Genomic DNA, 13,446 nt, shown 5'->3' with positions numbered 1-13,446 from the left:
CAGAGATACGGCACACCGGCTCCGCGCGGAGACGTCGAGGACGTCGAGGACCGGCCCCCCGCGCCTCAGCCGGTCCCGCCGTCACCGGGCGAGCCAGGGGAGCCGGGGGAGCCGACGGGGCTGGCAGGGCCGGCGGGGCCCAGCTCCGCGCCGAACCCGGCGGCCATCGCGCGCATGTCCCCGGCGAGGCCCTCCAGGTCGAGGGCGGAGATCCGCTCGGCGGGCCCGGACACCGACAGCGCGGCGACCGTCCGCGACCCGTCCCGCACGCCCACCGCCAGGCAGTGCACGCCGAGCTCCTCCTCGCCCAGGTCCATCGCGTACCCGCACGCCCGCACGCGCTTCAGCTCCGCGAGCATCCCGGGCAGGTCGGTGATCGTGTTCTCGGTCCGGCGGGGCATGCCGGTCCGCTCGATCAGCGACGCCACCTCGGCGTCGGGCCGGTCGGCCATCAGCGCCTTGCCCACCGCGGTGCTGTGCGGCAGCACCCTCCTGCCGACCTCGGCGAACATCCGCAGCCTCCTCGGTGAGGGCACCTGGGCGACGTAGACCACGAAGTCGCCCTCCATCACCGCCAGGTTGGCCGTCTCGCCCGACAGCTCGACCAGCTTCGCCAGGTACGGCTGCGCCCACACCGCGACCATGCGCTCGGCCACCCCGCCGAGCCGGACCAGCGCCCCGCCCAGGGCGTAGCGGCGGTCAGACTCCTGGCGCACGTACCCCCGGGCCAGCAGCGTGCGCAGCAACCGGTGGATCGTCCCGTACGGCAGGCCGGTCCTGGCCGCGATCTCCGAGAGCCCGGCCTCCCCGCCCCGCTCGGCCAGCGCCTCCAGCACGTCCAGGGCCCGGTCGACCGACTGCACCGCGCTCACGGCACCCCCGCGAGCCCGCGCAGGGAGGCGTCGAGCACCTGGGCGGTGTGCGCCGTCGGGACGGGGGCGGCCCCCCGGCGGCGGATCGCCGAGGCGATCTGCATGGTGCAGCCGGGATTGGCCGAGACCAGCAGGTCGGCACCGGTCTCCAGCACCCGCCCGGCCTTGCGGTCGCCCAGCTCCTCGGCCGTCTCCGGCCGGAAGATGTTGTACGTCCCGGCCGACCCGCAGCAGATCGCCGACTCGGCGATCTCCCTCAGCTCCAGGCCGGGGATGCCCGCCAGCAGGGCACGCGGCTGGGACCGTACCCCCTGGGCGTGGGCCAGGTGGCAGGCGTCGTGGTAGGCCACGGTGAGCCGGAGCGGATGCCGCTCGGCCACCGGCCCCAGCTCGGCCAGGTACTCGGCCAGGTCCACGGTCCTGATCGCCCGAGCCCGGTCGGCCCACCCGTCGCCGCCCGGTCCGGCCGCCTCCTGGAGGATCTCGGCGTAGCCCTTCATCGTCGATCCGCAACCGGCGGCGTTGACCACGATCGTGTCGACCCCGGCCCGCTCGAAGGCGGCGATCGTGCGCCTGGCCAGCCGCAGCGCCTGCCGGTCCCGCCCCGAGTGCAGCGACAGCGCCCCGCAGCACCCCTGGGAGCGGGGGATCACCACGTCGCAGCCCTCCATCGCGAGCACCCGGGCGGTGGCCGCGTTGACCTGCGGGAAGAACTCCCCCTGGACGCATCCGGTGAGCATGCCGACCGTGGCCCTGCGCCGTCCCCGCGCCGTGACCCTGGACGGCAGCCGTACCCGGGCGGCGGGTGGCGGGGCCAGCTCGGCCATGGCCGCCAGCGACGGGTTGATCCGCCGGAGCCGGGGGGCCGCGGCGCGGCGCAGTCCGGCGCTGAGCCGCAGCGGCAGCCGCATCGCCCGCAGCCGCCGCGGATAGGGGAAGAGCTGGAAGACCAGCGCCCGCAGTGCCCGGTCGTCCGGCTCGCGCACGTGCGTCCGCTCCACCTCGGCCCGGGTCTGCTCGATCAGCCGGTCGTAGCGGACCCCGGACGGGCAGGCCGGCACGCACGCCATGCAGCCCAGGCACGCGTCGAAGTGCCCGGCCATCTCCGGCGTCAGCGGGGTGCCCTCCACGTGCTGTTTCATCAGGTGGATCCGGCCGCGCGGGGAGTCCATCTCCTCGCCCCACAGGACGTACGTCGGGCACGAGGGCAGGCAGAACCCGCAGTGCACGCAGTCGTTGATGAGCTCCGGGTCCATCAGATCCCTCCCACGAACCGGCCGGGGGACATCCTCCGGCCGGGGTCGAACCGTTCCTTGACCCTGCGCATCAGCGGCAGCGCGCCCGAGGGACCCCACCGGTCGACCCCCCGGGCGATCTCCTGTGGCGCGGCCAGCACGGTGAGCCCGCCGCCGAGCCGCCCCAGGTCCTCGCGCACGCCCGTGACGAACCCGGCGAACTCCGCCTCGCCCGTCTCCGGGGGAAGGGCCGCCTGCAGGACCGCCGAGGCCACCGAGCCGCGCACGCTCACCGGCAGCCCGCGCGCGGCGACCGCGTGCAGCGCCGGGTAGGCGGCGGCGGGCGGCACCCGCAGCTCGACGAGCACCTCCTCACCCGGCGGCTCCGCCCACCAGGCCGGGGCGTCGGAGGAGACCCACGCGCTCCCGTACGCCTCCATCGACGCGCGCAGCGCCTCGGCGCGGGCCCCGGCGGCGACCCCCTCGACCAGCACGCAGACGACCGGCGCGCCACCGGCGTCACCACCGGCGTCCGGCCAGTCCAGCTCGATCGCGCTCGGCTCGGCCTGGGAGGCCGCGAGCTCGGCCACCAGCGCGGGCAGCGCGGCGGCGGGCGGGGCGACACCGGCCCAGCGCCGGTCCGCCGGAAGCGGGTGCAGGCGGAAGACCGCCTCGGTGATGACGCCGAGCGTGCCGTAGGAGCCGGTGAAGAGCTTGCCGAGGTCGTAGCCGGCGACGTTCTTGACGACGGTGCCGCCCGAGACGGCGACCGTGCCGTCGGCGAGCACGACGGTGACGCCGATCAGCAGGTCGCGGGCGGTGCCGTGGCGGAACCTGCGGGGACCGGCGTCCGCGGTGGCGAGCGTGCCGCCCACCGTCCCGCCGACGACGCCGTCGCGCCGGACGCCGTCCAGGGCCAGTTCCTGCCCGGCGCGCGAGAGCGCGGTGGCCAGCGCGTCCAGCGACAGCCCCGCGCCGGTCCGGGCCACCAGGTCGCCGAAGGAGTGCTCGACGCCGGACCCGTCGCCGAGCAGCAGGCAGCAGGTGTCGAGCAGCAGGTCGCAGCGTTCCGGGGGAGCGCCCCGGTCGAGCCGGGTGCCCTCGCCCGCCGGTACCACGGCCAGGTCGTGCGCGGCCGAGACGCGCATCAGCGCGGAGACCTCCGCGGTGCTCTCCGGCAGGGCCACCCAGCGCGGCCGTACGCCACCTACCGCGTCGTCCGGGCCCGCCTTCCTGATCGTCACGCCCGTCGCGTCGAGCGCGTCCAGCGCCTCCGAGGTCTCCGGGGCGTGCGGGGCGTGCGGCGATGTCTCCGCGGGTGTTCCCGCGGGTGTCCTTCGCGGTGATCCCATCAGAACTGCTCCGCCCGTCCGGACTCCACCAGCGGGTGCACGCCCTTGCGGACCCCGGGGACCTCGCCGCAGAGCCGGGGGGTCGGGAAGATCTTGCCCGGGTTCGACAGGCCGCGCGGGTCGAAGGCGCAGCGCACCCGCTGCATGGTGTCGAGGTCGTCCTCCGAGAACATCTTCGTCATGTATCGGGCTTTGTCCACACCGACGCCGTGCTCGCCGGTGATGGAACCGCCGTGCTCGATGCACAGGTCGAGGATCCGTCCCGAGACGGTCTCGGCCCGCTCGGCCGCGCCGGGCTCGGCGTCGTCGAAGAGCACCAGCGGGTGCAGGTTGCCGTCACCGGCGTGGAAGACGTTCGCCACCCGGATGCCGTACTCGGCCGAGAGGGCGTCGATACCGGCCAGCACGCCGGGCAGCGCGGTGCGGGGGACGACGCCGTCCTGCACGATGTAGGCGGGGCTGATCCGGCCCACCGCGGCGAACGCCGACTTGCGGCCCCGCCAGATCGCGGCCCGTTCCACCGCGTCGTCGGCCACCCGCAGCTCGAACGCGCCGCTGTCCCGGCAGATCCGCAGGACCTCGGCGAACTGGTGGGCGACCTCCTCGGCGGGACCGTCCAGCTCCACGATGAGCACCGCACCGGCGCCCCCGGGGTAGGCGCACGCCACGGCCGCCTCGGCGGCCTCGACGGCGAGCGCGTCCATCATCTCGATCGCGGCCGGTACGATGCCGCCGCCGATGATCGCCGACACCGCCCGCCCGCCCCCCTCGATGTCGGTGAACGCCGCGAGCAGCGTCGTGACGGCCTCCGGGAGGCGGCTCAGCCGCACCACGACCTTGGTCGCGATGCCGAGGGTGCCCTCGGAGCCGACGAACGCGCCCAGCAGGTCGTAGCCGGGGTCGGTGTCGGAGAGCTCGACGAGGTCGCCGTCGGGGGTGACGATCTCCAGGCCGATCACGTGGTTGACGGTGAAGCCGTACTTCAGGCAGTGCGCGCCCCCGGAGTTCTCCGCCACGTTCCCGCCGATCGTGCAGACCTGCTGGCTGGAGGGGTCGGGCGCGTAGTAGCGGCCCAGGTCGCGGACCGCCTCGGTGATCGCCAGGTTGGTGACCCCCGGCTCCACCGTGGCCCGCCGGTTCGGCAGGTCGATCGAGAGGATCCGCCGCATCTTCGAGGTCACGACCAGCACCCCGTCGGACCGGGGCAGCGCCCCGCCCGACAGGCCGGTCCCGGCGCCCCTGGCCACGAACGGCAGGCCGTACTCGTTGCAGATCCGCACCACGGCGGCCACCTGCTCGGCGCTGCCCGGGAGCACCACCACGCCCGGGGTGACCCGGTGGTGGGTCAGCCCGTCGCACTCGTAGGTGCGCAGCCGCACCGGGTCCGTGATCACCGAAGCGGTGCCGAGGAGCTCGGTGAACCTGCGGACCGGCTCGTCCAGGGCCGCCGGGGTCATGGTCCGCGCCGCCGGTGTCGTCCGTGTGGTCGGCGTGGTCGGCGTGGTCGGCGTCGCGGGTGTCGCTGGTGTCGTCGGCATCGTCTCTCCTCCGGCATGGGGCGGGACCCGGGAGCGGGGCCGTCGCGGTCGCCGCCCGGCCCCCGCCGGACGGCCGGGGCGCTCATCCCCGTCTCGAATTCTCGCGCCGCGCGTGCGCGCCCGCACCACGGCCGGGCTCCCCGAGTTCCCTGAGTTCCATGGGCTCCCTGAGTTCCGTGGGTTCCGGGGTCCCGGGGCCCTCGTCCGCAGAGCCCGCGGAGCTCGCGGAGCTGGCGGGCCGGGGCTCGGAGGGGGCCCGCTGCAGGGACCGGCAGTCGGCCGACGGCGCGCTCCGTCCGGCGCCGCGGGCGGAGCGGCCCAGGCGCAGATGCAGCCGGCCCTTGATCATCGTGATGAGGACGCCCCTGGCCCAGCCCTCCTCCGCGGTCCTGCGGGCGTAGAACTCCCGCGTCGACCGGGTGTCCAGCATGTCGAGCAGGACGATGTGGTGACCCCACGGGATCGGCCGCCCCGTCCTGGGCACCGAGTCCGGCCAGGCCGCCGCGAAGGCCCTCATGTAGAGCAGGTTGGTCCGCGAGTACCCCATGGCCTCCGGGAACGCGGCGCGCAGGTCGGCCGAGAGGCGGGGCGCGATCCGCCTGCCCCACTCCTCGTCCGGCTGCCGGTCGAGGAGGTGGCGCCCGATCCGCCAGTACTGCCGGATCAGTTCCGCGTCGGTGGTGAGCAGGGCCACCCGCCCCCGGCTGCCGGCGATCTCGCGCTTGACGGCGTCGAGCAACGCTCCGTAGTCGCCGCGGTCCGTTTCCTCGCCGTTCCTGTCATCGGTCATGCACGCAAAGTATCCACTGGTCCGGGGTGCCGCACCCGTGGTCGCCGGTCGTCCGGAGTGAGGAATCCCGCCCCGGGGATGAGGATTCCTCACCGTCGGATCGGTCATGTCACGGCATACGTGCATAAGCAGGGAGGGTGAGGAACTCGGCGAACTCGTCGTCGAGCGCGACCTCCTTGAACAGGGCGGTGGCCTGGCCGTAGCGGACCTCGTCGTATCCCGGCTCCGCCGCGATCCCGGCGAGCTCCTCGTCGATGATCCGCTCCACCAGCTCCCTGGTCACCACGGCCCCGGTGTCGGACAGCTCGATGCCGTTGTGGATCCACTGCCAGATCTGGGAGCGGGAGATCTCGGCGGTGGCGGCGTCCTCCATCAGGTTGTGGATCGCCACCGCGCCCAGCCCGCCCATCCAGGCGGCCAGGTAGCGCAGCGCCACGTCCACGTTGTTGCGCAGCCCGGCCTCGGTGATGTCGCCGGGGGTCTTGGAGACCGCGAGCAGGTCGGCGGCGGAGACGCTGACGTCCTCGCGCAGCCGGTCGAGCTGGTTGGGCCGGTCCCCCAGGACCGCGTCGAAGACGTCGCGGCAGACGGGCACCAGGTCGGGGTGTGCCACCCAGGAGCCGTCGAAGCCGTCGCCGGACTCGCGGGTCTTGTCCGCGGTGACCTTCTCCAGCGCGACCCGGTTGACCTCGGGGTCGCGGCGCGAGGGGATGAAGGCGGCCATCCCGCCGATGGCGTGGGCGCCGCGCCGGTGACAGGTGCTGACCAGCAGCTCGGTGTAGGCACGCATGAACGGGGCGGTCATCGTCACCGCGTTCCGCTCGGGCAGCAGGAACTCCCGGCCGCGGGTGCGGAACTTCTTGATCACGCTGAACAGGTAGTCCCAGCGGCCCGCGTTCAGGCCCGCGGAGTGGTCGCGCAGCTCGTAGAGGATCTCCTCCATCTCGAACGCGGCCGGGTAGGTCTCGATGAGCACCGTCGCCCGGATCGTGCCCTGGGGGATGCCCAGCAGGTCCTGCGCGCGGACGAAGACGTCGTTCCAGAGGCGGGCCTCCAGGTGCGACTCGATCTTGGGCAGGTAGAAGTACGGGCCCTTGCCCTTGGCCGTCTGCCGCTGCGCCGAGTGGAAGAAATAGAGGCCGAAGTCGACCAGGGAGGCCGACAGCGGGGCGCCGTCCAGGGTGAGGTGCTTCTCGTCCAGGTGCCACCCGCGGGGACGGACCACGATGGTGGCCAGCTCGGTGTCGGGCTTGAGGGCGTAGCTCTTCTCCCCGGCGGTGAAGTCGATCGTCCGGTCGAGTGCGTCGCGCAGGTTGAGCTGGCCGCCGATGGTGTTCTCCCAGGTGGGGGAGTTGGCGTCCTCGAAGTCGGCCAGCCAGACCTTGGCGCCGGAGTTCAGCGCGTTGATCGTCATCTTCCGGTCGACCGGGCCGGTGATCTCCACGCGGCGGTCCACCAGGCCGGGCGCGGGCGGGGCGACGCGCCACTCGGACTCGCGCACGTGCCGGGTCGAGGGCAGGAAGTCGAGGGTGGCGCCCGCCGAGAGCTCGGCCTGCCTGGCCCGGCGGGCTTCGAGCAGCTCCAGCCGCCGGCCGTCGAACTCGCGCTGGAGGGTGGCCAGGAAGGCCAGCGCCTCCGGTGTGAGGATCTCGTCGAAGCGGTCCCGCTGGGGGCCGCCGATCTCAACGCCGTTCATGAACCCTCTTTCCGTGTCTTCCCTATTTTCCACATCGCGGAAAAGCAATTCTGAAACGTGGAAACCAGGGTACGTGACCGCTCGCGAGCCGGTCAAAGGCGGGGGCGGCCTCAGGGCAGAGCCCGGGGATACCCCGATGTTCACGGGCGTCCGGCCCCGGCAGAGTTGGGCCGGTCGGATCGGTGCCCTCGGCGGAACGAGGGGGCGGACGGCGCGAGGGGGAGGCGAAGACCTCCCGGAAAGTCGAGGATTGAGCCCATGAAGAGGAACACGCTCGTCGCCGGAGCGCTCCTGGGGTCGGTGTTCATGCTCTCCGGATGCGAATTCGGCCTGGACTTCCGCGAGCGCGGGCAGGACGTCGTCTCCTACGACGTGGCGGACGCTGTGAAGGCCCTGAACGTCGACTCCGGCTCCGGCGACATCGTGGTGACCGCCTCGGACCGCTCCGGCGTCCGGGTGACCGAGACCCTCCACTGGCGCGGTGACAGGCCGGTCACCGAGCACCCCGTGAACGACGGCACGCTCAGCCTGCGCTACCGGTGCGACGGGCACAACTGCTCGGTCGACTACAAGGTCGAGGTCCCGCGCGCCGTGTCCGCCGACCTCGACACCGGTTCGGGCACCATCACGCTGCGCGGGCTGGCCGGGCAGGTGAAGGCGGTGACCGGCTCCGGCGACATCGAGGCGGTGGACCTGGGCTCCAAGCGCCTCACCGCCGAGGCCGGATCCGGGGAGGTCGAGGCGGGGTTCACCGTCGCGCCCGACCTGGTGGAGATCGAGAGCGGCTCGGGCGACGTCGTGACCCGCGTCCCCGCCGGTGGCTACAACGTGACCACCGAGACCGGCTCGGGCGACAGGACCGTCGAGGTGACCAGGGACCCCTCCTCGCCCCGGAAGATCACGATCAAGACCGGCTCGGGTGACGCCCGGGTCCTGCTCCCCTGAGAGCGGGCACACCCCCCGGCCCCTCCCACCGGCCGGGACGAGGCGACGGATAACCAGGTGATGAGGGAGAGGTTCTCGTGGCACCATCCTGGGGAAGAGACCCGGGGTGTTCGGGCGTTCACTCATATGGGCGTTCCTCACAGGGAAGAACGCCCACGGAACGACCATATGAACGGAGCGACGACATAGACACTCGTGAGCCGCTGGACATCGACCGATTCGACGATCTCCTCGACACCGGAGAGCTGGACCTGGCCGACCGCCAGGCTCTGCGCCGGGTGGCGGGCCTTTCCACGGAACTGGAAGACGTCACAGAGGTCGAGTACCGCCAGCTGAGGCTTGAGCGGGTCGTCCTGGTCGGCGTCTGGACCTCCGGTACGGCGATCGACGCCGAGAACTCCCTCCTGGAGCTCAAGCTTCTTGCCGAGACCGCGGGTTCAGAGGTTCTGGAGGGCGTCATCCAGCGCCGCCAGAAGCCCGACACTGCGACCTACATCGGTTCCGGCAAGGCCCAGGAACTCGCCGACATCGTCTCCGCCACCGGCGCCGACACGGTGGTGTGCGACGGGGAGCTGAGCCCCGGCCAGCTCCGCCAGCTCGAGGAGATCGTCAAGGTCAAGGTCATCGACCGGACCATGCTGATCCTCGACATCTTCGCCCAGCACGCCAAGAGCCGCGAGGGCAAGGCGCAGGTCGAGCTCGCGCAGCTCAACTACCTGCTGCCGCGCCTGCGAGGCTGGGGTGGCAACCTGTCCCGTCAGGTCGGCGGCCGTGCGGCCGGCGGTGTCGGCATGGGCGGTCGTGGTCCCGGTGAGACCAAGATCGAGCTGGACCGCCGGCGGATCCGCGAGCGGATGGCCAAGCTGCGCCGCCAGATCGGCGGCATGACCACCGCCCGCGAGACCAAGCGGTCGAGGCGCACACAGCGCGAGGTCCCCGCCGTAGCCATCGCCGGGTACACCAACGCCGGCAAGTCCTCGCTGCTGAACCGGCTGACCGGCGCCGGGGTGCTGGTGGAGGACGCCCTGTTCGCCACCCTGGACCCGACGGTCCGCCGGGCGCACACGCCCGACGGCCGCCTGTTCACGCTGGCCGACACCGTCGGATTCGTCCGGCACCTGCCGCACCAGCTCGTGGAGGCGTTCCGCTCGACCCTGGAGGAGGTCGGCGACGCCGACCTGATCCTGCACGTGGTCGACGGCTCGCACCCCGACCCCGAGTCGCAGCTCGCCGCGGTACGCGAGGTGGTCGGCGACATCGAGGGCGCGGGCGACATCCCGGAGATCGTGGTCATCAACAAGGCCGACGCCGCCGACCCGGTGGTGCTGGCCCGGCTGACCGCGCGGGAGAGGCACACCGTGGTGGTCTCGGCGCGTACCGGCGCCGGGATCGAGGAGCTGCGGGCCGTGATCGAGCGCGAGCTGCCCAGGTTCGACCAGGAGGTCACGCTGCTGGTGCCGTACGACCGCGGCGACCTGATCTCCCGTGCGCACCAGGAGGGCGAGGTGCTCGACGTCCAGCACACCGGGGACGGCACCGTCCTGCACGCCAGGGTGCTGCCCGGCCTCTTCGCCGAGCTGGAGAGGATCGCCAAGCCGGTGGAGACCGTCGCCTGACCGCGCCGGGGGCCGCGTGCCCCCGGCGCGCAGGCGCAGCGGGCCGTGCCCGGTGGCCGGCGGCGGGCCCGACGCCGTCGGCGGGCCGGGTGCGACCTTGCGGCCGGCGTTCCCCCCTGCCTCACCGCACCACCGCGCGGACCGGTGCCGGAACCTGTTCCGGCGTCAGGTGACGCGCTGGAACATCACCAGCGCCACGTCGTCCTCCCGGGCGCCGAAGCGCTCGATCAGGCGGTCGCAGAAGATCTCCAGGTCCTCCTGGAGGTCTTCGGCCAGCCTTCGTACGATCTCCAGGCTCTCGTCGAGCAGCTTGTCGCGGTCCTCGATGAGCCCGTCGGTGAACATCAGCACCGAGCCGCCCGCGGGCACGTGGACCCGGTCGACCCGGTAGGTCTCCTGGGCCACGCCCAGCAGCAGGTTGCCCAGACGGTGGTAGTGGGCACGGCCGCCGTCGATGAACAGGGGCGGGATGTGACCGGCGTTGGAGATCTCCATCTCCCCGGTCGCCGGGTCGAGCAGGAGCAGGCACACCGTGGCGGTCATGCCGGGGTGGTAGCGCCGCAGCACCTCGTTGAGCAGCGCCATCGACGCGCCCAGGTCCGAGGTGCCGATGACCGAGGCGCGCAGCGCGTGGCGCAGCTCCGCCATGACGGTGGCGGCCAGCAGGGAGTGCCCCTGGACGTCGCCGATGGCGATGAGCACCCGGTGGCCCATCCGCAGGACCTCGTAGAAGTCGCCGCCCACCTCGACGTTGTCGACCGCGGGCTGGTAGCGCCAGCCGATGGCGAGCCCGCCGATCTCGGGGATGCGGGCCGGCAGCAGGCTCCGCTGCAGGGTGAGGGCGATGGCGTGCTCCTCGGCGTAGGCCCGCAGCGCGTCCACGGCCAGGGCGAGGGCCTGGCCGAGCTGGCGCAGCACGTTGGCCTCGTCGGAGTCCAGCGGCGGCACCCCCTCCACACCCAGGTAGACCGGCGGCCTGCCCAGCTTGGTCCGGCACACCACGGCCGAGACGTCGCCGCCGATCTTCGCGTCCGGCATCAGCTCCAGCCACTCGTCGGTGGGGACGGTGAAGACCTCGGTCCCGGCGGCGTTGCCCAGGGACATCGCGCTCAGCCGGGACAGCGTGTCCGGCGCCGCGACCTTCGTCACGACGAGGCCGTCCGGGGGCAGTGCGGCGAACCTGCGGGTCCGGCCGTCCGGCGGCAGGGCGAGCGTGCCCGCCTGCCGCCCCAGGATGCGGGCGGTCCCCTCGACGGCCGTGGTCAGCAGCTCGTCGAACGTCTCGGCGGAGTTCATCGAGAGCGTGACCTCGGTGAGGGCGGCCAGCCGCTCGGCCATCGTCTCGGCGCGCTTGCGGGCGCGGTAGTAGCGCAGCGTCGCCGCGACCGTGGCGGCGAACTCGTCCGGCTCGACCGGTTCGGCCAGGTAGGCGTCGGCGCCGCGTTCGAGGCCCTGGGCCCGGTCGGCGGGGGTGATCGCCGCCCCGGAGATCTGGATGACCGGGATCGAGGAGGTGGACGCGTCCGCCTTGATCTGTTCGCAGACCTCGTACCCGCTGATGTCGGGGAGCCGCACGTCCAGCACGACCAGGTCCGGCTGGAGCTCCCTGACCTTGACGAGCGCCTCCATGCCGCCGGTCGCCTGCACGACCCGGTGCCCCGAACGGCGCAGCCAGCTGGACAGGATGTACAGCTTGGTCGGCGTGTCGTCCACGACCAGTACCGTCGCCCCGTCCTCAGCCACCGGCCCGCCCCAGAACGCCCTCGATCGCCCCCAGCAGGATGTCACGGCGGAGCCCCTGCTTGGAGACCACCATGCGCGTCCCCTCGGGCACCTGGTACGACGTGGCGACGGTCACGATGATGACCGGCACCCTGCTCAGCCGCTCGTCGTCGCACATCCGCGCCATCAGCGCGCTGCCGTCCAGCCGGGGCATCAGCAGGTCGACCAGCGCGAGGTCGGGCGGGTGCCCGGCCATCACCTCCAGGGCCGCCAGCCCGTCGGCGGCCTCGTCGATGTGCTCGGCGACGCCGGTGAGCATCCGCCGCACCGTGGCGCGGAACTCCTCGTCGTCGTCCACGACGAGCACCCGGCCGACCACGGGCGTGCCGCCGTGCCGGTAGGGCAGCCTGAGCGTCGCCATGGTCCCGGAGCCGGGGACGCTGGTCAGGTGCAGCGTGCCGCCGAGCGCCTCGGCCAGCCGCCGGGCGTACGGCAGGCCCAGCCCGGTTCCCTTGGTGCGCACCTGGATCGGCCCGGGGACCTGGAAGAACTCCTCGAAGATGCGCTCCTGGTGCTCCTCGGGCACGCCGATCCCGTTGTCGGTCACGGTGAAGACCACGTTGTGGGTGGCGGCGTCGAGCACGGCCTCCAGCCTGACCTCGCCCCGTTCGGTGAACTTCAGCGCGTTGGAGAGCAGGTTGCGCAGGATGCGGGTGAGCATCACCTCGTCCACCAGCATCTCCCGGGGCGCCCGCGAGACCTCCACGGTGAGCTCCACCGCGTCGTTGCCGGTGGTGGGGTGCAGGGTCATCCGCAGCCGCTCGGCCAGCGCCATCAGGTCGACCAGGGACGGCTGGGGGACGAGCCTGCCGGCCTCGGCCTTGGCCATGTCGAGCAGCTCGCTGACCAGCGCCAGCAGGGTCTGCGCGGAGGAGCCGATCAGGCCGATCTGGTGGAGCTGCTCCTCGGCCAGGGGCTCCCCGCCGGGACCGACCAGCAGGCGGACCAGGCCGATGATCGAGTTGAGCGGGGTGCGCAGCTCGTGGCTGACCGTGGCCCAGAACCTGTTCTTCGCCTCGCCCGCGGCCCGCAGCTGGGCGGACTTCTCGTCCAGCTCGGCGTACAGCGCCACGACGCCGCGGTTGGTCTCCTCCAGCTCCTCCGAGAGCTGGTTGTACAGCGCCAGCACGCCCTGGTTGGTCTCCTGCAGCTCGGTGTTGAGCTGCAGCACCTCCTGCAGGGTCTCGGCGAGCTCGCGGTTCTGCCGGCGCAGCTCCTCCAGGGCCGTGGTGGGCGTCCCGGTGGCGAGGCCGGCGCGTATCTCCTCCGCCGACCGCTTCGGCTTCCGGCCCTGGGGAAGCCGCTTGACCATGCTGATCCGTCCCTCGGCCGGGTCGAGCTCGATGAGGTCGACCAGGCGCCCCGCGAGCGTGACGCCGTCGGCGGGACGGAACCCGGCCGTGGCGGAGAACTCGATCGTGACGGTCAGGGCGTCCTGCCCCAGCCGGAAGGCGAACGAGGCGCCGGTGCCGGCCTCCAGCAGCTCCCTGCCGATCTCGCTCAGCGCGGTGGCCACCCGGATCTGGTCCTGGGCCTCCAGGCCGACGCTCTCGGCCACCTCGCGGCCGAGCTTGCGCATGGCGAAGACGTCCTGGTCGTCCTTCACAAGGATGCGTATCA

10 protein-coding genes are annotated in these 13,446 nt (G+C 72.8%); 2 read left to right on the top strand and 8 right to left on the bottom strand.

The window, feature by feature from the left end:
• Positions 1-65 precede the first annotated feature (65 nt).
• From ABD832_RS35885 to aceB, 6 genes are all read right to left on the bottom strand, one after another.
• Positions 66-872, bottom strand: a complete 807-nt coding sequence (locus ABD832_RS35885) for an IclR family transcriptional regulator (protein WP_344904995.1) — start codon at positions 870-872, stop codon at positions 66-68.
• Complete coding sequence (locus ABD832_RS35880; RefSeq protein WP_344904990.1) at positions 869-2,128, bottom strand: (Fe-S)-binding protein; 1,260 nt, start codon at positions 2,126-2,128, stop codon at positions 869-871. The genes ABD832_RS35885 and ABD832_RS35880 overlap by 4 nt, the downstream gene beginning before the upstream one ends.
• A complete protein-coding gene (locus ABD832_RS35875) occupies positions 2,128-3,459 on the bottom strand; it encodes an FAD-binding oxidoreductase (RefSeq protein WP_344904985.1) in 1,332 nt (443 codons plus the stop codon). Before ABD832_RS35875 ends, ABD832_RS35880 begins: the two co-directional genes overlap by 1 nt.
• Positions 3,459-4,916, bottom strand: coding sequence for an FAD-binding oxidoreductase (locus ABD832_RS35870; protein WP_344905426.1), 1,458 nt, complete (start codon positions 4,914-4,916; stop codon positions 3,459-3,461). The genes ABD832_RS35875 and ABD832_RS35870 overlap by 1 nt, the downstream gene beginning before the upstream one ends.
• Before the next feature lie 163 nt (positions 4,917-5,079).
• Positions 5,080-5,787 (bottom strand): DUF1016 N-terminal domain-containing protein, encoded by a 708-nt coding sequence (locus ABD832_RS35865; RefSeq protein WP_344904982.1) that lies wholly within the window; start codon positions 5,785-5,787, stop codon positions 5,080-5,082.
• A 109-nt stretch (positions 5,788-5,896) separates the two neighbouring features.
• Positions 5,897-7,483: a malate synthase A gene (gene aceB / locus ABD832_RS35860; RefSeq protein ID WP_344904979.1), complete on the bottom strand. Its 1,587-nt coding sequence runs from the start codon at positions 7,481-7,483 to the stop codon at positions 5,897-5,899.
• A 258-nt stretch (positions 7,484-7,741) separates the two neighbouring features.
• Between aceB and ABD832_RS35855 the strand changes: the two genes are divergently transcribed.
• Positions 7,742-8,428 carry a DUF4097 family beta strand repeat-containing protein gene (locus ABD832_RS35855; RefSeq protein ID WP_344904974.1) on the top strand — a complete coding sequence of 229 codons (687 nt, stop codon included), beginning with the start codon at positions 7,742-7,744 and terminating at the stop codon, positions 8,426-8,428.
• A gap of 203 nt (positions 8,429-8,631) precedes the next feature.
• Positions 8,632-10,044, top strand: coding sequence for a GTPase HflX (gene hflX, locus ABD832_RS35850; protein ID WP_413224484.1), 1,413 nt, complete (start codon positions 8,632-8,634; stop codon positions 10,042-10,044).
• Positions 10,045-10,209: 165 nt separating this feature from the next.
• On the opposite strand, the gene ABD832_RS35845 is transcribed toward hflX, so the two are convergent.
• The gene (locus ABD832_RS35845) at positions 10,210-11,787 is read right to left on the bottom strand and encodes a SpoIIE family protein phosphatase (protein ID WP_344904970.1); all 1,578 of its coding nucleotides are present in this window, start codon (positions 11,785-11,787) and stop codon (positions 10,210-10,212) included.
• Positions 11,780-13,432, bottom strand: a complete 1,653-nt coding sequence (locus ABD832_RS35840) for an ATP-binding response regulator (protein ID WP_344904966.1) — start codon at positions 13,430-13,432, stop codon at positions 11,780-11,782. The genes ABD832_RS35845 and ABD832_RS35840 overlap by 8 nt, the downstream gene beginning before the upstream one ends.
• Positions 13,433-13,446: the final 14 nt, after the last annotated feature.

It is taken from the genome of Streptosporangium longisporum (assembly GCF_039534895.1).
GTDB lineage: Bacteria > Actinomycetota > Actinomycetes > Streptosporangiales > Streptosporangiaceae > Streptosporangium > Streptosporangium longisporum.
Note: the sequence above shows the minus strand (reverse complement) of the source record. Positions and strands in the feature narration are given on the sequence as shown.

What these genes read in the sequence shown, in the direction of transcription:
- ABD832_RS35880 (WP_344904990.1), bottom strand. Translation starts at nt 2,128, where the DNA reads ATGGACCCGGAGCTCATCAACGACTGCGTGCACTGCGGGTTCTGCCTG.
- ABD832_RS35875 (WP_344904985.1), bottom strand. Translation starts at nt 3,459, where the DNA reads ATGGGATCACCGCGAAGGACACCCGCGGGAACACCCGCGGAGACATCG.
- ABD832_RS35870 (WP_344905426.1), bottom strand. Translation starts at nt 4,916, where the DNA reads ATGACCCCGGCGGCCCTGGACGAGCCGGTCCGCAGGTTCACCGAGCTC.
- ABD832_RS35865 (WP_344904982.1), bottom strand. Translation starts at nt 5,787, where the DNA reads ATGACCGATGACAGGAACGGCGAGGAAACGGACCGCGGCGACTACGGA.
- aceB (WP_344904979.1), bottom strand. Translation starts at nt 7,483, where the DNA reads ATGAACGGCGTTGAGATCGGCGGCCCCCAGCGGGACCGCTTCGACGAG.
- ABD832_RS35855 (WP_344904974.1), top strand. Translation starts at nt 7,742, where the DNA reads ATGAAGAGGAACACGCTCGTCGCCGGAGCGCTCCTGGGGTCGGTGTTC.